At 69.4% G+C, this 22,535-nt stretch carries 19 protein-coding genes and 1 pseudogene; 11 read left to right on the top strand and 9 right to left on the bottom strand.

From position 1 onward, the window contains the following. Positions 1-174 precede the first annotated feature (174 nt). From ABZT47_RS38980 to ABZT47_RS38960, 5 genes are all read left to right on the top strand, one after another. Complete coding sequence (locus ABZT47_RS38980) at positions 175-957, top strand: helix-turn-helix transcriptional regulator (RefSeq protein WP_354853396.1); 783 nt, start codon at positions 175-177, stop codon at positions 955-957. Next, complete coding sequence (locus ABZT47_RS38975; protein ID WP_354853394.1) at positions 948-1,148, top strand: DUF397 domain-containing protein; 201 nt, start codon at positions 948-950, stop codon at positions 1,146-1,148. Before ABZT47_RS38980 ends, ABZT47_RS38975 begins: the two co-directional genes overlap by 10 nt. A 1,080-nt stretch (positions 1,149-2,228) precedes the next feature. Next, on the top strand, positions 2,229-2,381 hold the full coding sequence (locus ABZT47_RS38970) for a hypothetical protein (RefSeq protein ID WP_354853392.1): 153 nt from the start codon (positions 2,229-2,231) through the stop codon (positions 2,379-2,381). Between the two features lie 21 nt (positions 2,382-2,402). Continuing rightward, the gene (locus tag ABZT47_RS38965; protein ID WP_354853458.1) at positions 2,403-3,266 is read left to right on the top strand and encodes a class F sortase; all 864 of its coding nucleotides are present in this window, start codon (positions 2,403-2,405) and stop codon (positions 3,264-3,266) included. Between the two features lie 146 nt (positions 3,267-3,412). Beyond that, a complete protein-coding gene (locus tag ABZT47_RS38960; protein ID WP_354853390.1) occupies positions 3,413-4,558 on the top strand; it encodes an acetyl-CoA C-acetyltransferase in 1,146 nt (381 codons plus the stop codon). A gap of 155 nt (positions 4,559-4,713) precedes the next feature. On the opposite strand, the gene ABZT47_RS38955 is transcribed toward ABZT47_RS38960, so the two are convergent. The 3 genes from ABZT47_RS38955 to ABZT47_RS38945 all read right to left on the bottom strand — a co-directional run bounded on the left by ABZT47_RS38955 (position 4,714) and on the right by ABZT47_RS38945 (position 12,241). Then, positions 4,714-7,413, bottom strand: coding sequence for an RICIN domain-containing protein (locus tag ABZT47_RS38955; protein WP_354853388.1), 2,700 nt, complete (start codon positions 7,411-7,413; stop codon positions 4,714-4,716). Between the two features lie 370 nt (positions 7,414-7,783). Further along, complete coding sequence (locus ABZT47_RS38950; RefSeq protein WP_354853386.1) at positions 7,784-8,041, bottom strand: hypothetical protein; 258 nt, start codon at positions 8,039-8,041, stop codon at positions 7,784-7,786. A 384-nt stretch (positions 8,042-8,425) separates the two neighbouring features. Further along, positions 8,426-12,241, bottom strand: a complete 3,816-nt coding sequence (locus ABZT47_RS38945) for an endonuclease/exonuclease/phosphatase family protein (protein ID WP_354853384.1) — start codon at positions 12,239-12,241, stop codon at positions 8,426-8,428. Between the two features lie 132 nt (positions 12,242-12,373). Between ABZT47_RS38945 and ABZT47_RS38940 the strand changes: the two genes are divergently transcribed. Further along, positions 12,374-13,381, top strand: coding sequence for a transcriptional regulator (locus ABZT47_RS38940; protein WP_354853382.1), 1,008 nt, complete (start codon positions 12,374-12,376; stop codon positions 13,379-13,381). Positions 13,382-13,413: 32 nt separating this feature from the next. Here the strand turns inward: ABZT47_RS38940 and ABZT47_RS38935 are convergent, their stop codons facing one another. Further along, complete coding sequence (locus ABZT47_RS38935) at positions 13,414-14,364, bottom strand: YafY family protein (protein WP_354853380.1); 951 nt, start codon at positions 14,362-14,364, stop codon at positions 13,414-13,416. Positions 14,365-14,505: 141 nt separating this feature from the next. On the opposite strand from ABZT47_RS38935, the gene ABZT47_RS38930 reads away from it, so the two are divergent. Together ABZT47_RS38930 and ABZT47_RS38925 are read left to right on the top strand one after the other, a co-directional pair. Next, a complete protein-coding gene (locus tag ABZT47_RS38930) occupies positions 14,506-14,988 on the top strand; it encodes a carboxymuconolactone decarboxylase family protein (protein WP_354853378.1) in 483 nt (160 codons plus the stop codon). 170 nt (positions 14,989-15,158) lie between these two features. Further along, entirely contained in the window at positions 15,159-15,779 is a 621-nt protein-coding gene (locus tag ABZT47_RS38925) for a YdeI/OmpD-associated family protein (protein WP_354853375.1), read from the top strand. A 63-nt stretch (positions 15,780-15,842) separates the two neighbouring features. Here the strand turns inward: ABZT47_RS38925 and ABZT47_RS38920 are convergent, their stop codons facing one another. The 4 genes from ABZT47_RS38920 to ABZT47_RS38905 form a co-directional block, all read right to left on the bottom strand. Beyond that, the gene (locus tag ABZT47_RS38920; protein ID WP_354853373.1) at positions 15,843-17,258 is read right to left on the bottom strand and encodes a HAMP domain-containing sensor histidine kinase; all 1,416 of its coding nucleotides are present in this window, start codon (positions 17,256-17,258) and stop codon (positions 15,843-15,845) included. Between the two features lie 4 nt (positions 17,259-17,262). Beyond that, positions 17,263-17,985, bottom strand: coding sequence for a response regulator transcription factor (locus ABZT47_RS38915; RefSeq protein ID WP_354853372.1), 723 nt, complete (start codon positions 17,983-17,985; stop codon positions 17,263-17,265). A gap of 162 nt (positions 17,986-18,147) precedes the next feature. Then, positions 18,148-18,687 carry a hypothetical protein gene (locus ABZT47_RS38910; RefSeq protein ID WP_354853370.1) on the bottom strand — a complete coding sequence of 180 codons (540 nt, stop codon included), beginning with the start codon at positions 18,685-18,687 and terminating at the stop codon, positions 18,148-18,150. Between the two features lie 92 nt (positions 18,688-18,779). Then, positions 18,780-19,496 (bottom strand): class I SAM-dependent methyltransferase, encoded by a 717-nt coding sequence (locus ABZT47_RS38905; RefSeq protein ID WP_354853368.1) that lies wholly within the window; start codon positions 19,494-19,496, stop codon positions 18,780-18,782. 146 nt (positions 19,497-19,642) lie between these two features. On the opposite strand from ABZT47_RS38905, the gene ABZT47_RS38900 reads away from it, so the two are divergent. After that, positions 19,643-20,266, top strand: coding sequence for an RNA polymerase sigma factor (locus tag ABZT47_RS38900; RefSeq protein ID WP_354853367.1), 624 nt, complete (start codon positions 19,643-19,645; stop codon positions 20,264-20,266). Then, positions 20,253-21,155: a hypothetical protein gene (locus tag ABZT47_RS38895; RefSeq protein ID WP_354853365.1), complete on the top strand. Its 903-nt coding sequence runs from the start codon at positions 20,253-20,255 to the stop codon at positions 21,153-21,155. The genes ABZT47_RS38900 and ABZT47_RS38895 overlap by 14 nt, the downstream gene beginning before the upstream one ends. 94 nt (positions 21,156-21,249) lie before the next feature. Here the strand turns inward: ABZT47_RS38895 and ABZT47_RS38890 are convergent, their stop codons facing one another. Further along, positions 21,250-21,795 (bottom strand): hypothetical protein, encoded by a 546-nt coding sequence (locus ABZT47_RS38890; protein WP_354853364.1) that lies wholly within the window; start codon positions 21,793-21,795, stop codon positions 21,250-21,252. A gap of 344 nt (positions 21,796-22,139) precedes the next feature. Between ABZT47_RS38890 and ABZT47_RS38885 the strand changes: the two are divergent. Continuing rightward, positions 22,140-22,535, top strand: a pseudogene (locus tag ABZT47_RS38885) (hypothetical protein); the annotation flags it as partial.

The raw sequence follows: 22,535 nt of genomic DNA, 5'->3' as shown, positions 1-22,535 counted from the left end.
TATTCACATGACGTTCTGCCGGCCTCTACCGCCCCTGACATGATCTTTCTCCTCGCTGCGGAATTCGTATGCCAAGGGTGCCGAATGGTGACTACGCTCGGTAGGCGAACGGTTACCAGTCCGCCGGTTTGAAGGTCGGCGGCCGTTCCTTGAATCTTCGCGATTGGGGGCACGATGGTGGATCGGTACACACCTCAGGCCATCTGGGGCAGAGAGCTACGGCACTACCGTCAGGCGGCGGGGCTCACCCAGGCCCAGCTCTCCCAGAAGATCCATTTCAGCGAGTCGCTCATCAGCGGCGTGGAGACCGGCCAACTCCCCGCCAGCCCCGAGTTCGCCCAGTCCTGCGACACCACCCTCACCACCGACGGAGCCCTCTCCCGCCTCCTGGACTGGAGAAAGGGCCAGGTCTTCCCTGCGTGGTTCGGGCAGTGGCCTGACAAAGAGCAAGTCGCCACCGCTCTCCATGCTTACGAGCCCATCCTCGTCCCGGGGTTGCTGCAAACACCTGAGTACGCCTGCGAGGTTCTGTACGGAGATGAAACGGCGATACAGGCGCGCATGCAGCGTCAAGAGATACTGGCGCGAATCGATCCGCCGTCCCCTCTCTTCCGCTGTGTCATTGATGAGGCTGTCCTGCACCGGCTAATCGGTTCACCCAAGGTCATGCGCGAACAGCTGGAGCATCTCGTATCCGTCATAACGCCGCGCCTCAGCGTACAAGTCGTCCCACTGGGTGGCATGCGCGCTGGACTCGAAGGTGGATTCATGCTGGCTACATTGCAAGGCGGAACCGAGGTACTTTATCTGGACACCGCTGTGCGTGGACTGGTTACGGGCGATCAAGATGATGTCGCGTCTGCTGTAGAGAAGTTCGAAGCCATCCGCGTCGAGGCGCTGCCATTGCAAATGTCGATAGATCTCATCGCAAGAACGGCGGAGGAAAGATGGACCTAAGTGACGTTAAATGGCAAAAGTCCAGTTACACGGGTAGCAACGGAGGCAACTGCGTCGAGGTGGCGCAACTTTCGCGCTTGATCGCGATCCGGGACTCCAAGCGCCCCGATGGCCCCAAGCTGTTCTTCACGGCCGGTGAGTGGAGCGCCTTCCTGGGCGACGTCAAGGCCGGACGGTTCGATCGCGCGTAGTTCAAGGCATCTTGGTCGCCTGAGATCATGCTCGGGCGACCAAGATCTCAAATGGGCGCAGCCACTCCAGTATCGCCGGTCACAACCACAACACGGCAACTTACGTTCAGTGACGGACCCTTGAGGTGAGCGAAGGATCTTACAGCTGAAAGTTGACTGGCAGTGAGGTCTCTGACCTGCGGCGACGAGTTAACGATTCGAGAAGACCAGTCAAACCGCACCACGGCGGCACGAACCCTCCGTAGGATCAGTACCGAACTGTGACCACAGACTGGAATCCTGATACGCCCTGGTACACCGGTCGCCGCCGCCGCTGGAATGGAGAAGTACGTGCTGAAGTCGCAAGCACGCCGCCGCATCGCCACCAAGGCTGCCATAGCGGGAGTTGCCGGCACGGGCGTCCTGTTCATCGGTCTTCCCCAGATGGCGGCCGTCGGGGCCACTCCCGTGACCTATAGCTGCACCAATGCAGGTGCCACGGCAGGCAACGTGTCCGTCGATGTGGTAGCCGCGAGACCGACCCCGACACCCAGCGAGCCAGTTGGCGTCTCGCTCAGCGTTGGACCCGGTTCTACGCCATTGAAGGTTGGAACCGAGGGCGTTCCCGCTGGCGAGTATGTATGGGTCGAAGGTGAGATGGTCGTAACGCCTATGCCTGGCGGAAGCCCCATCGCCGCGCAAACTGCAACGGCTGTCGCCTCCACCTCGGTCTCTCCGTCCTTGACCCCAAGCGCCACTCTTCCCTTGCCGCTTACAGGTGGCGTGGTCACCGTCACGCCTACGGCAAGTGGGACCGTGGGTGTCGCGGCGCCGACCGTCCTGGTGAAGATTGGTCCCACCGCAGGGACCGCTGCTACACCAACCCCGAGCCCAACCGCCACCTTCACCTGCACGTTTCCGGCGACAGCCAGCCCTGCTCGGCTTCAATTGGTAGTTCGGTCGGCTGCTCCGGTCGACACGAACCCCTACGACACGCCCACTCCTACCCCGACGCCCACGCCTACGAGGGCGACTCCCACTCCTCGGCAGACGCACACTGTCTTCGAGACGGTGACGCACTCGCCGAGGAATCCTCAGCAGGTGACCAAGAAGCCGGTGGCCGGGGCGGCGACCGGTGGGGGCGGGGACGCCGGGCCTGACGGGCGGACGTTCGTGCTGGTGGGCACCTCGCTGGTCGCGGCGGCCGGAGTGGGCGGGTTGTTCCTGCGGCGGCGTCGTCCGCAGCACAACTGATCGGAGGCGCTCGGGGTGACGATGCCTCCTGAATACCCGTACCAGGACGGTCAGGGCGTCCAGCAGCCCGGCCACCCGTACGCCCAGCAGGTCTACTACCAGTACGCCGGGCCCGGCGGCGCGTACCAGGAGCCCGAGCGGGCCGATCGCGGGCAGATGATGCGGGCCGTGCTCATCCTGGCCGCCGTCGCCGGAGTGGTGACGGTCGTGGCCGGCCTGCTGCTGATGATCAGCTCGCCGGAGGAGTACAACCTCACGGACGCGCGCACCCCCCTGAAGCTCCAGGCGCAGCCTCCGGCCGGGGCGTTCGCCCCCTCGGTCGGCCCGGGCGGTCCCGGGCAGCCGTTGACGCAGGCGGACCCGACGGCGCCGCCTCCCGCTCCGCCGCTGCCGGCGGCCCCGGCGATGCAGCCGTCCACGCCCAGGCGCCTGATCATCAAGAAGCTCGGCATCAACGCGCCCATCCAGTCGGTGGGCACGGACAAGAAGGGCGCCATCCAGACCCCGCCGATCAACAACCCGAACCTGGTCGGCTGGTACCGGTACGGGCCGACGCCGGGTCAGGCGGGCCCCGCCGTGATGCTGGGCCACAAGGACACGGTGTCGCGCAGCGCCGTGTTCGCCCGGCTGCGTGAGCTCCAGTACGGGGACACGATCGAGGTCACCCGCATGGACGGCACGGTCGCGATCTTCACCGTCGGCGGCATCGAGCAGGCCGCGAAGGAGACCTTCCCCACCAACCGCGTGTACGGGAACGCCGACGCGGCGGAACTGCGGCTGATCACCTGCGGCGGAAGCTACAACCACATCACCGGCCACTATGTGGACAACGTCATCGTGTACGCCAGGATGACCAGCACGCGCAAGGCGTCTTCGCGCGGCTGACCTGCGCATCCGTCCACTCCCGGCCACGGCCGGGGAGGGCGGGCGGTGACCTGGCCCTCCCGTCCACGGAGGATTATTCTGTTGTAACCTCGGATAGACCGAACATTGCTCGGTTTCATGTGGTGGGACGGAACCCAGGAGGCACTGTGGCAGAGGCGTACATCGTCGGGGCGGTCCGTACCCCGGTCGGCAAGAAGAAGGGCGGCCTGTCCACCGTCCACCCCGTCGACCTGGCCGCCCACACCCTCAAGGCACTGGTCGAGCGCACCGGCGTGGACCCCTCCGCCGTCGAAGACGTGATCATGGGCTGCGTCATGCAGTTCGGCCCGCAGAGCATGGACATCGCGCGCAACGCCTGGCTGTCGGCGGGCCTGCCCGAGAGCGTCGCGGGCGTCACGATCGACCGGCAGTGCGGCTCCTCGCAGCAGTCGATCCACTTCGCCGCCCAGGGCGTCATGTCCGGCACCCAGGACCTGGTCGTCGCCGCCGGCGTCGAGTCCATGAGCATCGTCCCCATGGGGTCGAGCATCACCGCCGCGCTGGAGAAGGGCATGCCCTTCCCGTTCGGCGAGATGTGGGTCGAGCGGTACGGCAAGCAGGAGATCTCGCAGTTCCGCGGCGCCGAGCTGATGTGCGAGAAGTGGGGCCTCAAGCGCGACGAGCTCGAACGGTACGCCTACGAGAGCCACCAGCGCGCCGCCAAGGCCATCGCCAACGGCCACTTCAAGGACCAGATCGTCCCGGTCAACGGCGTCGAGGACGACGAGGGCCCGCGGCCGGACACCACGCTGGAGAAGATGGCGGGGCTCAAGACGCTGCGCGACGGCGGCCAGATCACCGCGGCCACCTCCTCGCAGATCTCCGACGGCTCGGGCGCGGTGCTCGTCGCCTCCGAGCAGGCGGTCAGGGACCACGGGCTGACGCCTAGGGCGCGCATCACGACGCTGGCGCTCACCGGCGACGACCCGGTCTACATGCTCACCGCGCCGATCCCGGCGACGCGCAGGGCGCTGGAGAAGGCCGGCCTGTCGATCGACGACATCGACGTCATCGAGATCAACGAGGCGTTCGCCCCGGTGCCGCTGGCGTGGCTCAAGGAGATCGGCGCCGACCCGGCCAGGACGAACCCCAACGGCGGCGCCATCGCCCTCGGCCACCCGCTCGGCGGCACCGGCGCCATCCTGATGACCAAGCTGCTGCACGAGCTGGAGCGCACGGGCGGGCGATACGGCCTGCAGACCATGTGCGAGGGCGGCGGCCAGGCCAACGTCACCATCATCGAACGGCTCTGAGCGTACCCGCGCGAGACGACGGCGGTGTGCCGCTTCCGGTGACACGGACGCGGGACACCGCCGTTTCGGGTTCTCCGGGGAAGACGCATCGGCTTCCACATCCGGCACGGCGCTGGTACGGCCCGGCCCCCGTGGCCGGGCCGTACCAGGTGGTCTCAGGCCGGGATCAACTGCCACTGCTGGTTGACGCCGCCGTTGGCCGTCCACTGCACGACCTGGGCGCCGTCGGAGGTCGACGCGCCGTACACGTCGGCCAGCAGCCCGCTGCCGTAGTTGACGATCGTGTAATAGCCGTCGCCGGTGGACCGCAGGTACCACATCTGGTTGGTGCCGCCGTTGGCGGTCCACTGCTGCAGTTGCAGCCCCTGGGTCGTGCTGCCGCCGTTGACGTCGAGGACCTTGCCGGTGGGGACGTAGCGCAGGGTGTACGCGCCGCCCTGACCGCTGGTGACGGTCCATGCGGCGGAGCCGGTCTGCTGCACGGCCTTGGCGCCGTCGGCGGACGAGTTACCGGCCACGGCGAGCGGCTTGCCGCTGTTGCGGTTGACGATGCGGTAGGTCGCGCCGGACACCGGGCCGCTGGAACCGGATCCGAGGTTGAAGTACTCGATCGCGTCGGTGAACGTCGTGGCGCCCGACTTGGTGGTCGTCAGCACCAGGTACACCCGTGAGCCGCTCGCCGGTGTGGTGAAGGCGACCGGTTGGGTGACCCGCGAGCCGAGCGGGATGTTCAGCGTGGTCTGCCCCGACGCGATCACGGTGCCGTCGGGGCGGTCGAGCCGTGCGGACCAGGAGAATGCGACGGAGGTGTCGCGCAGGTCGTCGTTGAAGACGGTGATGTCGCGGGTCACGGAGGCGTTGGAGGCGTAGGTGTTCACGGCCTGCGGCAGCGGGAAGGTCCCGTTGGCGTCGGAGGCCCCGGACGCCGACCAGTAGGGCAGGTCGATCGCGGCGACCGGGTTGAACGCGGCTTGGACGCGCTGGACCTGGGCGTTGCTCCACGGGTCGGACAGGTTGTCCGCGCCGTAGAGCGGATGGCCGCCCTCCTCGGGCACGAAGTCCGTGGTGCGCACGCCGGGCACGAAACCGGCCCATGCCGACAGCAGGGTGTACGGGCGCAGGTCGGCGGCGTCCTTGCCGCGCTTGGCGGCCGTCGCCGTGGCGAACCACATGAAGCCCTGCTTGGTGTTGCACTTGTTCCAGACGTACTCGCCCTCGCCGTCGGGCCGGCCCGTCACGGAGGCCACCCGCTCGCCGTACTGTCCGACGCCGTCGAGGTAGTGCGCGAAGACCGCGAAGTTGGCGTACCTCATGTTCGGGTACCGACTGGGCGAGTCGGCGCCGGGCGCGGCGTCGAGGCTGACCGGGCGGGTGCCGTCGTTGCCGTTCATCGCCGCGTAGAGATCCTGCTCGAACTGCTCGGAGTCATTGCCGAAGGTCGGTTCGTTGGCCTGGCTCCAGCGGATGACGGCAGGATGGTCGCGGTCCCGCAGCGTGAGTGCGCGGGCGTGGGCCACCATGTTGTCGTGCCCCGCGACGAAGTCCTGCGCGCTGCCGCGGATGCCGGTCTCGTCGATGATCATCAGACCCATCTCGTCGGCCACGTCGAGCATGTAGGGGCTGGCCGGTTCCTGGTGGATGCGCGCCACGTTGTAGTTGAGCCGCTGGTAGTTGTCCACGGCCTGCGGCCAGCCGCCGTTGCCCGCCGAAGGCGGGAGGAAGCCGGGCAAGGTGTCGTAGGCGTCGCCCTTGCCTCCGTTATTGACCCGGTCGTAGTCCGCACCCTGCAGATTGTCACCGCGGAAGTTCACCCGGACGCCGTTGATGTAGTAGTACTCGCCGCTCTGGGTGGTCTCCCGGAACCCGAACCGGTAGGTCGCGTCACTTGTCCGGCCGTCGTCGGCCGCCGCGTGAACCTTGAGGCGGTGAAGCTGGGCTCGGTACCCCGGCCGATAGGGGACGTTCGGCCACCAGTAGGAGGTGGTGCCGAGGTTCCACGCGACGGAGTCGACCGTGACCTTGGCCGTCGACCGCGCCCCCACGGTCACGGTGCGGGCCGGCGGCGCCGGGTAACTGAAGGTCCCGCCACCGTCCGACGACAACTCGCCGGTCACCGTCACCGATCGGGCGCTGCTCGAGGTGTTGGTCACCCACACGTCGTAGCCGAGTGTCTGGTTCGCCACCGACGTGCGGATGAAGGTGTCACTGACGTACACGGCCGGATACACCCGCAGGAAGGCGGAGCGGTAGATGCCCTGAGGGACCGCCTCGGACCAGTCGGCGGCCACGGGTACGACGTACTTGCCGTTCGCCGAGTTCTTCAGCGCGCCGCGGCCCTTCACGTCAACGGTGATCGTGTGAGTGGTCCCCGGGGCGGCGTAGGCGCTGATGTCGAACTTCGACGGGGTGAAGGCCGTGGTCTGCGTCGCGACCACGCGGCCGTCCACCGACAAGGTCGCCTGGTGGTTCACGGCGCCGAACTCGATCCACGCCGATTGCGGCTGTCCCGAGTCCGGCACCGTCACCGTCCGCGAGTACACCGCCTGGGACACATCGGTGAACCCCTGCTTGTACCAGCCGCCTCCGGGCACCTTGATCGATGTCGTCGACCGGCCCGCCGGGGTGAAGCTCCACGTCCCGGCGAGATCGACCGAGGCGATCGCGGCATTGCCCGCGGTGAAGCCGTCGATGTCCCCGGGGGCGGCGGCGACCGTCGCGCCGGGCTCCGACGGCGCGGACCGCTGTGCCGCCACAGCCGGCTGAGCTCCCATCATCGCGACCAGGAGCCCCGCCATCACGGCCGGCCACCTGCCCGCCGGACGTCGAGGACGGGAGGAGGGATCGCTCCGCTTCATGGGTGATCCTTTCGGGGATGTCCGTGCGGCGCAGCTCTCGGTCCGCCCGCCGCCCGCGACGCCACATGGCCGCGGCGTGGTAGGACATCACACGTAATACCTAAGGTTCCTCCCGTCAAGGCTTAGGGTCGCACTTAGATGGGATGTCTCCGGTTCGTGGGGCCTCACCATGGCCACCTCAGATGCCGCAACTCCGGCATGATGCAACTTTCAGAGCGCATCGGATGCCCCGACATGGGATGTATCCGCGAGTTCGCGATTGGCGCGGTTGAGACGGCGGTGTCCCGCCCCCGGGAAGGTGGGGGCGGGACACCGCCGTTTTCCGGGGCTCCGGGAAGGAGAGACCCCGGCGAGCCGCCGCCTGGCGGCGTCAGCGGCCCTTCGGCTGTCGCCGGGGCGGCGTGACGCGCCGTACGGGCGCCGGCGGCACCGGAATCCGGCGTGGGGCCGGAGGCAGGTGCCGTTCGGGCTGCGAGGAGCCCGGCTGGGCGTCCGGCAGGATCAGCGGCGGGGGAAAGATCGGCTGATGAAGGTCCGGCGACACGGGCGGCAGGTCGCTCGCCGTGAGCAGGATCTTCGAAGTCGTGGCGGCATTGCCGCTCTTGGGGTGGCCATTGCGCGCGGGCATGCACGTCTCCTTACGAATGACGACGCGGCAGGGATTCATGCCGGTCGGAGCCTCAGCCGCCGCGTCGGGATGGACGGGACCAGAGAGCTGAGTGCGGAGCGATCAGGCAGCGTGCCCGATCGGCGCCGTCAGTAAGGAAAAATGCGCATACCCCGACAGTACGGACCCGCCGTACGTCCCACAACCGATTTATGACCTGGCACGCAGCGTCCGGGGAGTCAGCCCGGTGGCTCCGATCACAGCCACGAGGCGGCCTGGTGCGATGACGGTGCCCGAGGATCACCGTCCGGCGATCGCGAGGGAATGAAGTCCCGGCACCCTTGACCGCCGGGCTGACGGCAGGGCGCACGGTGGCGAACCACCGTGCGCCCTTTGGGCTTCACATCAGCCGGGAAGCAGAACCTGGCTGCGGAAGATGTAGTGGTCCGAACACGGGTGGTTGTCGTCGCCGCACGTGCCGACGTCGGTCAGGTGCTGGGCCCGACCGGGAGGCACGTAGAGGTGCCAACGGCTGGCGAACACGTAGTCGATCTTCTGCGGCAAGTTGCCGCTCAGTTTGTTGCCCCAGTGCGTGGGGTTGCCACTCTGGCGGGGGACGCATGAGCCGTTCTCGCCGCAGTCGCGTTCCTGGTCGACCTCGTTGAACTCGCCGGTGCCCGCGGGGTCGGCGTAGATCGTGCCGAGGGTGCCGTTGGAGGGTGGCACCCGGATGTTGAAGTCGCCGGCCAGGATCAAGGGCATCGTTCTCGCCTCGGGACCGAAGACGCGCGCCATCTCGCGGACCTGCTTCTCCGCGACCTCGTACGGGTTGGGGGCGGTGTCGTCGTCCTGCTGCAGGTGCGTGGAGCACACCTTGAGGTCGCGGCCGGCGCCGGGCAGCCGGGCGACCACGCAGGCCACGCTGCGGTCGACGCCCAGGAGGGCCTCGCCCGGTTGGGCGATGCGCTCCTCCAGTTCGTCGTCGGCGTTGAAGACCCATCCCTGGTGGCTGACCATCGACCCCTTCACCAGCACGGCGTTCCCCGCTGACACCCGCGTGTCCGGTGCGACGGTACAGTCCGGCACGATGAGGTTGCTGGCGTGGTAGTAGCCCGACATCTCGTAGCCGATCTCACGGAGTCGGACGTTGAGGTGCTCGAACTGGCGCAGGCAGACCTCGTTCAGCGAGATGACGTCCGGGTTGCGGACCTGCACCTCTTGCACCAACCGCTCCACGACGTCGTAGCGGCCCTTGTTCTTGTTCCCTCCGGCGAGGTTCCAATGCAGCACGTCGACCGACGTCAGTGTGTCGCTGGGAACGGGGACGAAGGCGACGGCGTCGAAGGCGATGTCCTGGGTGCCGTCGCCGTCCGGGGTGACAGAGGACAGCTGCACGTCGGGCTGGTTGTTGAACCTGAACGTCCCGAGCGAGGCCCAGCGGTTGCCGCTGCCAGGCTGGCTCAGCGTGCTGACCCGTTCGCCGTTCGCGGTGCGGACGACGTACCGGGCCTTGGTGGTGTGGGCGCCGTGGTCGGGCAGCGCGACGAGCACCTTCCACAGTCCGGTGATCGACTGGTTGAGTCGCCACGTGGCGTCGACGCGCAACCTGCCGCCTTCGTCCTGTGCCGTGCGGGTGTGGGTGAACCAGAAGTGTCCCCCGAACCCGCCGCCGATTTGGTGGGTGTCGGCCTTGCCGGGATAGTTGCCGTTCGAGTCGGGTTGGAACTGGAACGTGAACGTGCCCTGGTTGGTCCAGGTCCTGTCGCAGTTCGGCCGGATCGACGGCGTCCCGTCCGGCAGGTCGTCGATGATCTTGGCGCCGGACGGCAGCCCGCTGAGCGAGCAGTTCGGCGGGTACGCTGTTCCGTCATCCTGGTAGGCGTAGCCGGGGTCGAAGCGCAGCAGTTCGTTGCCGCAGGTTTCGGGACAGTCGATCTTCCACGTCGAGGGTTGGTGGTACCAGCACTTGAGGTCGCGCTGGCCGGCCGCGTTCTTGTGATCGCACGGCCCGGCCGGCTCGCCGATCACGTCGGGAGCGGTGGGCGGGTAGGTGGCGCCCGGGACGCAGTTGTTGCCGGCGTCGCAGAACTGGTGCGGGGGCGGCTTGACTTCCGAGCGGTTCTTGGGGGCGGTGGTCTCGTCGCCGTTCCACCACGCGGGGCGGTAACCGGACACCAGGACGTCGGGCGACTCGAGCACCTCGACCGGATGACCGGCCCAGCCCAGCACCTTCTCCGGATACGGCCAGTGCTGCGGGTGCGCCGCGTCCTGGTAGGTGCGGTCGAGGAAGGCGTCGCGGTTGGCGGGGTACTTGGGATTGGCCGGGTTGTTGGCCCATCCGACACCCCACGCGCCGCCGTTCTGCCCCGCCTGGGACTGCGGGTAGAACCCGGAGTTGTACGCCCACACCGCGAAGAACCAGTTTTCGATTTTGGAGACGTCACCGTTGTTGACCACCAGGCCCGCCGAGCGGGTCTGATTCCACTTGTCCTGCAGGATCCGCAACCCAGCGGCCACGTTCGCCGCGAAGTCCAGCGCGACGGCGCGCTGGGTCTGGTACGGCATCGCGGTCTCGCCGGGCTTCTCCTTGCCCGCGAGCCGCATGCCGTCGGTGACCTGGGTGACGCCGTAGCCGCAGTCGGCGTCCGACCAGCGAATGGTCCAGTCGTCAGAGGTGTCCGCGTCGTAGATGTCGAGCCCGTAGTAGTTGCCGATCAACGGGTTCGCGGTCACTCCGGGCACCGCGAAGCGCGCCGCCTGCCACAGGTTGGACTCCTGCGCGGCGATTCCGAGCATGATCTGCGCGGGCACCGCGCCGCCGCCGACCAGCGCCCGCGGCGGGAACAGGCCCTGCGGGGTGTAGGCCGGCATGCCGAGGTTCTTCCAGTTCGCCGGCCGTGACACGTTCAGTACCCCGCGCACGGCCTGGTCGACCGCCCATTCGACCTGGCGCGGCTTGGGCTGCATCACCTGGTTGCGCGGGTCGTTGCGGGGCACCGAGCAGTACCGCTCGGCGAAGTCGGCCGGGTCGGTCGGACTCGCCAGCAGAGCGGCCTGCCGTCGACTCTCGCCGACCGGCGCGGCGCCGACCTCGGGCGTCACGGTGAACGCGGTGGCGGTCCTGGTCTTCGTCGCGGTCGCCTTGACCGCCAGCCGCTGCGGCCCGGGCAGGCCGGCCACCGCCGGGCCGGTCGCCGGACTCGTCGTCGGCAGCACGGAGGTGACCACGAGCTCACCATCGAGGGAGGGCCGCGATCCGGGTGGCGCGTCCAGCCCCGAAACGCCGCGCGAGCCCGTCGCGAACGCCCCGGCACCCAGCACGAACACCCGGCCACCGCGCCCGGAGGTGACGTCGAGCCCGGTCAGCGAATTCGAGGCGAGCGTGGCGGGGACGGCACGCCCCTTCGCCGGCACGGACACCCGGCGGGCCCGCGCCCGGTCGGCGCCCGACCGCTCAAGGTAGACCACGCCGCCGGCGGCGTCGGCGGCCACGTCGAACGCCACGCCCTGTGTCGCGGCGAGCACCCGTCGCGATCCGTCGCCGGCGACCCGGACGAGTGCGCCGCTGTCGGCCGCGACGATCCCGTCCGCCACCGGCACCGCCGACGTCAACTGGCCGGGCACCTCGATCCGCGCGTCGATCCGGGCCTTCTCCGCGTCCACCCGGATCAGCCGCGTGCGGCCCAGGTCGGTGTCCCCGCCCTGTGTCAGCACGGTCTGCTCACCCGCGCCGCACGCCGGCGTGAAGTACGCGAGGCTCGATCGCACCGGCAGCCGGGTGACGTCGCCGGTGGTCAGGTCCACCACCGCAGTGAAGCCGCCCCGATCGAACAGCCGCTCGTCGTTGGTGAAGGTCCGTGGCGCGTACACGACGACGGCGCGCCGGCCGGAGGCCGTCACGCACATGTTCCCGATCCACCGGTCGGTCTCCACGCCCGGTTCGCTAAGCGTGGAGACGGTCTTCCAGGCGTATCCCGTCATGGCGTCGGCGGCCAGGATGTGGAAACCGCCGGCATCCCCTGTCGCCAGCAACGCCCGGTCGGTGGAGTCCCGCCATCGTTCGCCCAGAACCCGGGCCCGGTCGGCTGCCGGTACGGCGGCGGGTGCGGTCGCCGCCACCGGTCGTGCACGCACGTCTTCCTCCGGGCTCGGGCCTGGGACCGCGGCGAGGGCCACGGGCTGCACGCCGAGCAGGCCTGCGAGCAGGCCGACCATCGTCATACCTCTCGATAATCTCGCTCTCATGCCCGCAATGTGCTTGATTGCAGGCGGAACGAAAACAGGTTTGCGGCATAACGCAAACCGCCGCTTTCCCGTCATACTGGACGTGATGTCGCATAGGACGGGGACGCATTGCTACGAATACACTTCACCACCGATGACCTCGCCCGAACCAGCCTGAGCTCGATCGTCGACCCGTTATGGGAGGTTCTGTTAAGCCACTTCTTACTGGGTGACCGCAACAGGCCGGTGTACTTCCAGCCGTGGCTGGCGCGGCTCCGCAGGCGCTCCGACCTGCTGGCCATGATGCGGCCGGCGGGGACGCTCCTCTCCGGCCTCGCCCCGCCTGGCCCTTACTTTCCCGACTTCCTCACCCCACCCGAGTCGGCGGCCGGGCTCGACGCCGGCATCGACGCCGTGAGCGCCACTGGCCGGCGACGGCTGGGGGATGAGCTGAACCTGCTGTACCAGACCAACCAGCGCCGCGGCCGCGCCACTCCGGGCTGGCTCGCCGGTCTCACCGACTCGCAGAGCGGCACGCTGATCTCCCTGACGACCGCGCTGCGCGAGTACCACCGGGCCGTGGTGGATTCCCACGACGACCTGATCCGCGCGAGCGTCGAGGCCGACGTCGCGCTGCGGGTGAGAGTGCTGCTCGCCGGCGGCGTCGAGGCGCTGTTCCGCAGCTTCGAGCCGCTGATGCGCTGGCGCCGGCCGGTACTGGAGGTGCGCTACGACGTCGAGCAGGACCTGTACCTGCAGGGGCGGGGTCTGCGGCTCGTGCCGTCGTTCTTCTGCCACGGGTCGGCCGTGTCGCTCGCCGACCAGGACCTGCCGCCGGTCCTCGTCTACCCGATCACGCCGGAACACCGCTGGGACACGATCACCGCTGTCGATCCGGGCCCACTGGCCGAACTCATGGGCGCGACCCGCGCCGCCGTGCTCGTCGCGCTGCGGCACAGCGCCTCCACGACAGAACTGGCCGCGACTCTGTACACGTCACTGGCGTCGATGAGCCGCCACACCAAGACGCTCCGGCAGGCGGGGCTGATCACCAGTGAACGGCGCGGGCCCGCCATCCTGCACACCCTCACCCCGTTGGGCTGGAGGCTCCTGGACGGCGCCAAGGTCCGGGCCTGACCCTTTTGCCGGCGGGCGGTGAGCTGGGGCTGTTACTCGTTGTCCTTGATGAGTTGCCGTGTGCGGGTGAGGAACGCCTGGCGGACCTCTTCTGGGTGCAGTATCTGGAGTGGTCGGCCGAGGCTGAGCAGATAGCGGGCCAGGCCGTCGGCGTCCGGCCCGCCGATGTCGATGATCGTGGCGTCATCGCCGTCCGGGTGGTGGACGCCGACCGTTAACGGCACCAGCCTGCGGGCCTCATCGGCCGGTACGGCCAGGCGGATGGTCACCCTCACCGGATAGGGCCTCAGTGCGATGCCCGTGCCGACCATCTGTGCTGGATCTGGCGGGTCGGGCAGGGCAGTGGCCTGCCCGGTGGCTGTGGCGTCGATGATGCGATCGGTACGGAAGGTGCGCCACTCCTGCCGCGTCAGGTCGTAGGCGAGGAGGTACCAGCGGCGGCCTGTGTAGACGAGCCGGTGGGGGTCTACTCGTCGGGTGGACGTCGTTCCGGCCCTGTCGCGGTAGGTCAACCGGGTGCGTTCGCCTCGCCGGCACGCGGTGGCCAGGTCGAGCAGCAGCGCGGCGGAGATCTGGCCGTCGTCGGGTCGTGCGGTGTGGGTGAACGCGGCGTCCAGCTCGCCGAGCCGGCCTGCGATCCTGGCCGGCAGCACCTGGCGTAGTTTCAGCAGCGCCGACAGGGCTGCCTGGTCGCTGCCGGAGACTCCGCTGAAGGCGGCGGTGCGCAGCCCGACGGCGACCGCGAGGGCCTCCTCCTCGTCAAGGAGCAGTGGCGGAATGCTGGTTCCGGGCCCGAGGTGGTAGCCGCCCCATGGGCCCATCTCCGATTCGATGCCATAGCCGAGTTCACGTAGCCGGGCGATGTCCCGGCGGACCGTCCGTTCGGTGATCTCCAGGTGGGCGGAAAGATCAGCGCACGTCCAGGACTGCCGCGTTGACAGCAAGGACAGCAGCCGCAGCAGCCGGGCGGAGGTGGTGACCACGGCTAACAGTCTGCTCGATGACCAGGACCGTTTCTGACCGGGTCATACCGTAACGTCCCCGAATGACCGAGAACTCCTCGGCCGAGAAGTCCCTTGCGACGACGATGACCTCCGCCAAGGAGCGTCAGATGTCGGGCCCGGATGGGCGCACGTAACCGACGAGAGGCAGAACCCATGGAAGCACGTATGAAGAGCGTGGCGAATCCCGACGTGATCACAGCGATCCAGCATCTCCACAAGGCGATTCACGCCGGTGGCGTCGACCCGCTCGTGCTCGAGCTGGTCCATCTGCGGGCCAGCCAGATCAACGGCTGCGGCCCGTGTGTGTTCGCCGGCGTCCAGTCGGCGAAGAAGCATGGAGAGACCGAGGAGCGGCTGCACAACGTGGTCGCCTGGCGCGAGACCCCGTTCTTCACCGAGGAGGAGCGGGCGGCGCTCGCGCTGACCGAGGCCGCCACCCGGATCCAGGACGGCGCGCCGGGCGTGACCGACGAGATCTGGGACGCTGCCGCCAATCACTTCGACGAGAGGCAGATGTCCGCGATCATCCTGAACATCGCCATCACCAACTTCTTCAACCGGATCAACCACACGATCCGGGAGCAGGCCGGCAAGACCTGGTGAAGGCGGGCGGGCGTCATCCGTCCAGAGGCCGCGGTGGCGACGTGGCGAAGGACGTGATCGGCCGGCTCCACCGCTGACCGATCCAGCGCCACTTCCGCCAGGCTCCCGTCCTCGGCTCCCACCTTCGGGTGACCGTCGGCGACCGTACCTTAAATGATCATCAGGGGCACATGACGATGAGCGACGAACCACTGGAACTGACCGTTGCCGATGCCCGAGCCTGGCGGGAGTGGCTCAGCAGCAACCACGACAGCTCGGCAGGGGTGTGGCTGGTCCTCGCCAAGCGGAACACGACCCGGCCCACCAGCCTGACCTATGACCAGGCGCTCGACGAAGCCCTGTGCCACGGCTGGATCGACGGTCGGCTACGACGGCGGGATGAGATCACCTTCTGCCGGCGCTTCACCCCTCGCGGAAAGCAAAGCCCCTGGTCAGCGCGGAACGTTTCCATCGTCACCCGTCTGATCAGCGAGGGCCGGATGCATCCGGCCGGAATGACCGAGGTCGAACGCGCCAAGGCCGACGGCCGCTGGGACACGGCCTACGCGGGACAAGCCGGCATCGAGGTGCCGGCCGACCTGGCCGCCGCGTTGGCCGCGAACCCCCACGCACAAGCGATGTTCGACATCCTCACCTCCCAGAACCGTTACGCCGTTCTCTATCGGATCGAGAACGCCAAGCGCGCCGAGACCCGAGCCCGCCGTATCACCCAGTTCGTTGACATGCTCGCCCGCGGCGAGGTGATCCACCCACAAAAGCGCGCCCTGCCAGATCGAACAGGGCCACGTTGAGGACCCCGCATCACTGCAGGTCAGCGATATCCGTTGATGTTCCGGCCAGGACCACCGGGACCCCTACATGGGGAACAGGTCGGGAAGCTCCACCCGGACGAGCGTCCCCCGGCCCGGAAGGGAGCGCAGCGTCGCCTGGCCGCCGTGGGCCGTGGCGATGGCCTGCACGATGGCCAGTCCCAGCCCGCTGCCCTCGCTGCGGGCCGAGTGGTGGAACCGGTCGAAGGCGAGGGTGGCGTGCTCTGGCGACATCCCCGGCCCGTCGTCGCTCACCTCCAGGACGGCAGGAGGCGTCAGCCGTACGGTTGCGACCGTCCCGGGCGGAGTGTGCGCGCGGACGTTCGCCAGCAGGTTGACCAGCACCTGCCGGATCCGCGCCTCGTCCACGACGGCGACCAGCCGGTCGGGCGCCACGACGGTCACCGGGTGGTCGGGGTCCAGCGCGGTGAAGTCGTCGGCCACCTCGGCGGCGACCGCGGTCAGGTCCACCGGCGCCATGGTCAGCGGCGCGCCCTTGTCCAGGCGGGCCAGTTCCAGCAACTCGGAGACCAGCCGGGTCATGCGCGCCGCCTCGTCCTCGATGCGGCGCATCACCTGCGGCACCTCCTCCGCGGGGATGGCGCCCTGCCGGTACAGCTCGGCGTACCCGTGGATGGTGGTGAGCGGGTTGCGCAACTCGTGCGAGGCGTCGGCGGCGAAGCGCCGCACCCGCTCCTCCGAGGCCCAGCGCGCCGCGAACGCGTCCTGGATGCGGGTCAGCATGAGGTTGATGGTCGAGCCGAGCCGCCCGGCCTCCGACCGGCCCTCGGGCATGCGCGCCGACAGGTCGCCGCCCTCGGCGACGAGCTGCGCCGTCGTGGCCATGCGGGACAACGGCGCGAGCCCCCTGCCGATCAGCGACCTGCCGAGCAGGGCGAGCAGCGCGATCAGCACGACCCCGGTGACCAGCTCGGTGACCACCAGGCGGCGGACCGCGTCCTGAACCTCGTCCAGCGGCACGGCGACGACCACGACCCGGTTGCCGACCGTCATCCGCGCCGCCGCGGCGCGCAGCCGGTCGGTCAGGGCGAACGGGCGGCCACTGTCGGCCAACTGCTGCAACCGGGCCCCGCCCATCCGTTCCAGCATCTCGGGGACGTGCACCGCCTCCGGGTCGTCGCCGGCCAGCAGCCGTCCCCGGTCGGTGGTGAGGTTCAGCAGGGCCACAGCGGAGGTCGGACTGGCGTTGATCAGCGCGATGTTGGACGCCCGCACCAGGCGGGCGGCCGAGGCCGTGGCGGCGGCGGCGAGCGTCGCGTCCGTGCGGTCGAGCAGGTGGCCGCGCAGCACCAGCACACTGACGACCGACAGCGCCGCCAGCCCCACCGCGGTCACCGACAGCAGCCCGGCGAGGAGCCGTCCCCGCAGCGTCTCGGCCGGCCACCTCACCGGCCGGCGGGAGGAGGAGGCTTCGCGGGCGGGCGCCGGGCGCGGGCTCACCGGCTCAGCCGTCGGAGGCCGGACGCAGCGCGTAGCCCACGCCCCGCTGGGTGTGGATCAGCGGCGGGCCCAGCGGGTCGAGCTTGCGTCGCAGGTAGGAGACGTAGGTCTCCACCACCTGCGACTGGGTGCCGAACCCCCACACGTTCTCCAGCAACTGCGCCTTGGTGAGCACCTGGCCGGGGTGGCGCATCAGGAACGCGAGGAGGCGGAACTCGGTGGGGGACAGTTCGACCAGCGTGCCACCCCGCCGGACCTCCCAGCGCGCCTCGTCCAGTTCCAGATCGGCCACGGTCAGGACGGCGTGCTCGGCCGTCAGGGACCCGGATCCGGACCCGCCGCGGCCGCCGCCCCGCCGCAACACCGCGCGCGCCCGGGCCACCAGCGCCTCCACCGAGAACGGCTTGGTGACGTAGTCGTCGCCGCCCAGCGTGAGACCGTGAACGGTGTCGGCCGGGGCGTCGCGCGCCGTCAGGAAGATGACCGGGACGTCATCGCCCTCGGCGCGCAACCGCCGGCACAGCTCGAAACCATCCAGATCGGGCAGCATCACGTCCAGCACGAGCAGGTCGGGCATGCCCGAGCGGGCGATCTCCAGCGCCTCGTGACCCCGGGCCGCGCTGACCACCTCGAACCCGTGGAAGCGCAGCGCCATGCCCACCAGGTCGCGGATGTTGCGCTCGTCGTCCACGACGAGGACCCGGGGCTTGTTCGTCTGGTCGCTCATCCGTCCTTCGGTCACTCCTGCGTCGGTCCGTCCTCGGTCAGTCGGGTTCGTGGTCGGTCGGCCCATGGTCGGTCCGTCCTCGGTCGGTCGGTCCGTGGCCGGGGAGTCCCCGGCAGGTCCGTCCCCGGCCGGTCCGTCTGTGGTCGGGCGGTCCTTGGTCGGTCAGTTTCTGGTCTTCTTGGGCACCACCACTCCCTGCGCCGTCCGGGCGTCGCCGTCGGGCCGGCCCAGGACGAAGACGCCGTCACCCGACGTCAGAGCGGAGGAAGCGGACTTCGCGCCATTCTTGCGAACTTTAGTATCCGTGGTCAGCGCCCACGTCCAGCTCGTCCCGTCGGCGCTCTTGACGGTGACCGAGCTCGCGGACGCCGCGGTGACCTCGCCGCGCTGCCAGGCGTAGGTGGCGTAGCCGCCACCGCGGGCGCGGACGGTGGCCTCGCCGTGCACGCCGATCAGGCCGCGGCGCAGGGCGGCGCGGAGCCGGGGGTGGTCCTTCGGGTCCTTGGCGAGGCCGGCGGCCTCGTCCGCGGCCGAGTCGGCCGACAGCAGCTCGTAGGGGACGCCCGTGCGCGCCTCGCTCGTCTGCGCGCCGCCCGCCTGCCCGTTGCCCGCCTGCCGCGCGAGGGCGACGCCGCCGAGCGCTCCGACCGACAGCGCGCCGGCCACGGCTCCGGCGACCAGTGTTCCGGTGAGATTCCTCATGATCCCAAGGACACCGGACACGGCTAGGAGAACGGCGAGGAATCCCTGGGATATCCCGGTGAACGGACACCGCCGCCAGCGGGACCGGCGGGCTACTTCTGCGGGACGCGGGCCACGCAGAAGACCGTCTGGCCGAACGGCGGGCGGATGAAACGCTCGATGAAACGGGTCGTCGGCACCACGGTGCGGTCGTAGATCTTGACCAGCCGCGGGTCGGGATAGCCGACGCCGCCGCGTCGCACGGCCGCCCACCAGGCCAGGCCGCCGAGGAAGTTGATCGGCTTGAGCACCTCGGCCTTCAGCCCGGCCTCGGCGACCGTCTTGCCCAGCGTCGCCGGGGTGTACCGGGTGATGTGGCCGACCTTGCGGTCGAAGTCCCCATAAAGCTGCATGTAGCCGGGCACCCAGATGACGATGCGGCCGCCCGGCTGGGTAACCCTGGCAAGCGACCGCAGGGCCTCGACGTCCTCCTCGATGTGCTCAAGGACGTTCATCAGGACCACGGTGTCCACCGGGTCGGCGAGGGGGATGTCGGTGGGCAGGCCGAACTGCAGCACCTCGATGTCGTCACGCCCGTCGAACCGCTTGCCGAGCTGCTCGACGCAGTAGGGGTCGAAGTCGCTGACGACCAGGCGGTCGAGGCGGGGGAGGAACTGCTCGGCGAAGTGGCCGAGGCCCGAACCGATCTCGAGCATGGACCTGCCGACGTGCGGGGCGACCATGTCGAACTCGTACTGCCGGTAGTTCTTCGCCTCGTCGCCACCGAGGTGGTTCTCCAAGGCCTCGTCACCGGCCGCAGGTTGCACCACGCGGTCATACCCAGACATGCGTCCCGCCCAGCTTCGCTCACGGAAAACCGCGGCCCCGAACGAGGCCACGGCTACGGATGTGGATCGAGTCTAGCCGCCCTGATCCGCGCCGGTCCCAACTTCCCGCCGAGCGCGACCGGAAACACTTGACGCGAGTCTTCCCATCCCTTTGCGCGCAGACCTCCAGGAAACTACCTTTTGTCGCGCAAGGATCTTCCAAGGAGCCCGCGACGGACGACGACGAGGCGATAACCCGGTCCCTGGCCGGTGATCTCGCCGCCTACGAGGTGCTGATCGCGCGCTACAGCGCGGTGGCGCATCGTACGGCTGCGCTCCTCGGCGCCGGCCAGGAAGCCGAGGACGTCGTCCAGGAGGCGTTCGTCAAGGCGTTCCGCCACCTCGCGACCTTCCGCCGCGACGCCGCGTTCAGGCCGTGGCTGCTGCGCATCGTCGCCAACGAGACCCACACGATGACCCGGTCGCGCGGGCGCAGGGCCGAGCTCGTGCTCAAGGCCGGCGCGGAGCCCGACCTGCGCGTCCCCGACGACCCCGAGGGCGCCGCCATCGCCACCGACCGCCGGGCCAGGCTGCTGGAGGCCGTGCGCACGCTGCCCGACAGGGAACGCCAGGCCGTGGTCTGCCGGTACTTCCTACAGCTCTCGGAAGCGGAGACGGCGGAGGTCCTCGGCTGGCCGGTCGGCTCGGTGAAGTCCCGTACCTTCCGAGGACTGGCACGGCTGCGGAAGGAGGTGGGCGGTGAACTCTCCTGACGGTCCGAACGACAGCACGGACGACATTCCGAACGGCGACCCGGGCATCGGCGCGAACGACAGCACAAGCGGCGGTCCGAGCGGCGGCGCGGGCAGCGGCGCGAACGACGGCACAGGCGATGGTCGGAGCGGCGGCGCGAGCGGCGGTCTGGAGGCCGAGCTTCTGGCACTCGGCGAAGCGCTGGACATCCCTGCCCCGCCTCCCGCCGACGTGGCCCGCTCCGTCCGCACCCGCCTCGAAGGGCTGACCACCGAGGAACCGGCCGCCCCTCCCGGCCGGTCGCCGGAAACTCGCCGGCCGGCCCGCAGGCCCCGGTGGCGGTGGGTGGCCGCCGGTGTCGCCGTCGTCGTGGCGGCGCTGCTCGGGCTGACCCCTCAGGGGCAGGCCGCCGTCGCGCACGTCCTGAGGCTGGCCGGTGTGGAGATCCACGTCGGCGAGCCGGGGCCGCTGCCGTCCGGGGTGCCGTCCCCGCTGCCCGGCGAGCGGCGGGTGACCCTCGACCGTGCCCGCGAGCTGGTCGCCTTCCCCGTCAGGGTGCCCGCCGAGCTGGGCGAGCCGGACGACGTCCGCGTGAGCGACGAGGGCCGGGTGCTGTCGCTCTTCTGGCCCGGGACGCGGCTGGACGCCTACGACGGCACGCTTGAGGTGGTCTGGCGCAAGGACCTCCCCGGGCCGTTCCCCGAACAGGTCACCGTAGACGCCTCGCCCGGCTGGTGGGTCTCCGGCCCCCACGGGCTCACCTACATGCCCCGCACCGGTGCCGACTCCGAGCCGGTGCAACGCCGTGCCGCCTCCACCCTCATCTGGCAACAGGGCCAGACCGGCTATCGCCTGGAAGGCCCCGCGACCTCGGCCCAAGCCCTGAGAATCGCCACCTCCCTCCACTGACCCATTTACTGCGGGCCGCTTTTGGGGTGGTCCGTTATCCGGTTAATGGATGACCGATATTGCGCGGTAAGTGCGGGCGGGTGATATCTCCCGATCAGGTGCCCGGAGGCGGCGGGGGGAGGTCGGGGCCGCTGGTGCTGGGGGGTGAGGTGGGGCTGCCGGTCCGGGAGGACGGCGGGGGAGGGGGAGCCGTGGGGCCCGTCTGCGAGGGAGGGCTCTTCCTCGGCTTTGACGTGCGGGTCGGCTTGGCCGTCCGGGACGGCGCGGCGGTCGTGGTCGGGGCCTGAGGCCTCGCGGTCGGCCGTGCGGACGTCGCCGGAGGCGGGGGCAGGTCCGTCCCCCGGGGACGGGGAGTGGCCGTGGCCCGCTTGCGCGTCGGTGTGTGGTCGGCGGTGGGCGGCGGCGGGGGCGACTCCACGCCCATGGAGGGAGCGGACGTGGACGCTCTCGGCGTCGGCCGGCCGGAGGGCGTCTGGATCGCCGCCGGCGTGTCGGACCCCCCTCCGGAGGACTCCGGCCAGGCGAACCAGATGCCGGACCCGGCGGCCACCAGGAGCGTCAGCCCGACCACGATGGGGCCGCGCCGGTCGTTGCCGAGCCATCGGCGGATCGGCCCATCGTCTCCGTCGTCCAGCTCCATCGAGGTCTCCCACGTGCGCCATCGGTCCGCACGGGGACCGCTTCCAGCGGAATTCTTGGCATACGGCGGACGACGTCGCGGTGAAGAAGGTTCATCCCAGTTGTCTCGCACGATGCTCAGTCTCCGGGGGCGGGGTTCCTCGTCGGTCACCCGACGCACATCGCGGCGGTCGTCCCTGCGTGTGCATTCAGGTGTGGGTTAAGACCGCAACGCAGTCAACAGAGTATAGAAGTTTGTTATGTGATGAAAGTGATATGAGCAGCTGGGGCGTCCTCCCGTATATTTCTGACTGCTTTGCCAGTACCAGATTTTCCATTTGCATCTATGTCAGGAGAGCGATCCCCGTGCTGAGGAGGGATGACCCCGCTGCGCTGGAGCGGCTCTGCCGCGAGTATGGAGATCATCTCTACGACTACTGCCAGTCGTTGCTCGACGATGAGGACGCCCTCTCGGCGACGGTCGGAGCGTTGTACGGAGCGGTGGCGCACACCGACCGGCTCTACGACGCGACGCGGCTGCGCGCGTGGCTGTACTCGCTGGCCCGCGCCGAGTGCCAGGCACGCCTGGCCGGGGTGGCCCACAAGGGCTCCTACGCCCGGCAGGGACGCGGCGGGTCGCCCGAGCTGGGCGTGGAGGTGCTCGCCTGCCTGGAGCCGCGTGAGCGGGAGATCCTTGATCTGACGCTTCGTCATGGGTTGAAGTCCGACGAGGTGGCCCGGGTGCTGGACATCTCGGTGGAG

Source organism: Sphaerisporangium sp. NPDC005289, from assembly GCF_040607455.1.
Lineage (GTDB): Bacteria > Actinomycetota > Actinomycetes > Streptosporangiales > Streptosporangiaceae > Sphaerisporangium > Sphaerisporangium rhizosphaerae.
The sequence above is the reverse complement of the archived record's forward strand: the minus strand, read 5'-3'. Positions and strand labels throughout refer to the sequence as shown.

What these genes read in the sequence shown, in the direction of transcription:
- ABZT47_RS38955 (WP_354853388.1), bottom strand. Translation starts at nt 7,413, where the DNA reads ATGAAGCGGAGCGATCCCTCCTCCCGTCCTCGACGTCCGGCGGGCAGG.
- ABZT47_RS38890 (WP_354853364.1), bottom strand. Translation starts at nt 21,795, where the DNA reads ATGGAGCTGGACGACGGAGACGATGGGCCGATCCGCCGATGGCTCGGC.
- ABZT47_RS38930 (WP_354853378.1), top strand. Translation starts at nt 14,506, where the DNA reads ATGGGCGCACGTAACCGACGAGAGGCAGAACCCATGGAAGCACGTATG.
- ABZT47_RS38950 (WP_354853386.1), bottom strand. Translation starts at nt 8,041, where the DNA reads ATGCCCGCGCGCAATGGCCACCCCAAGAGCGGCAATGCCGCCACGACT.
- ABZT47_RS38915 (WP_354853372.1), bottom strand. Translation starts at nt 17,985, where the DNA reads ATGAGCGACCAGACGAACAAGCCCCGGGTCCTCGTCGTGGACGACGAG.
- ABZT47_RS38965 (WP_354853458.1), top strand. Translation starts at nt 2,403, where the DNA reads ATGCCTCCTGAATACCCGTACCAGGACGGTCAGGGCGTCCAGCAGCCC.
- ABZT47_RS38925 (WP_354853375.1), top strand. Translation starts at nt 15,159, where the DNA reads ATGACGATGAGCGACGAACCACTGGAACTGACCGTTGCCGATGCCCGA.
- ABZT47_RS38975 (WP_354853394.1), top strand. Translation starts at nt 948, where the DNA reads ATGGACCTAAGTGACGTTAAATGGCAAAAGTCCAGTTACACGGGTAGC.
- ABZT47_RS38980 (WP_354853396.1), top strand. Translation starts at nt 175, where the DNA reads ATGGTGGATCGGTACACACCTCAGGCCATCTGGGGCAGAGAGCTACGG.
- ABZT47_RS38945 (WP_354853384.1), bottom strand. Translation starts at nt 12,241, where the DNA reads ATGACGATGGTCGGCCTGCTCGCAGGCCTGCTCGGCGTGCAGCCCGTG.
- ABZT47_RS38910 (WP_354853370.1), bottom strand. Translation starts at nt 18,687, where the DNA reads ATGAGGAATCTCACCGGAACACTGGTCGCCGGAGCCGTGGCCGGCGCG.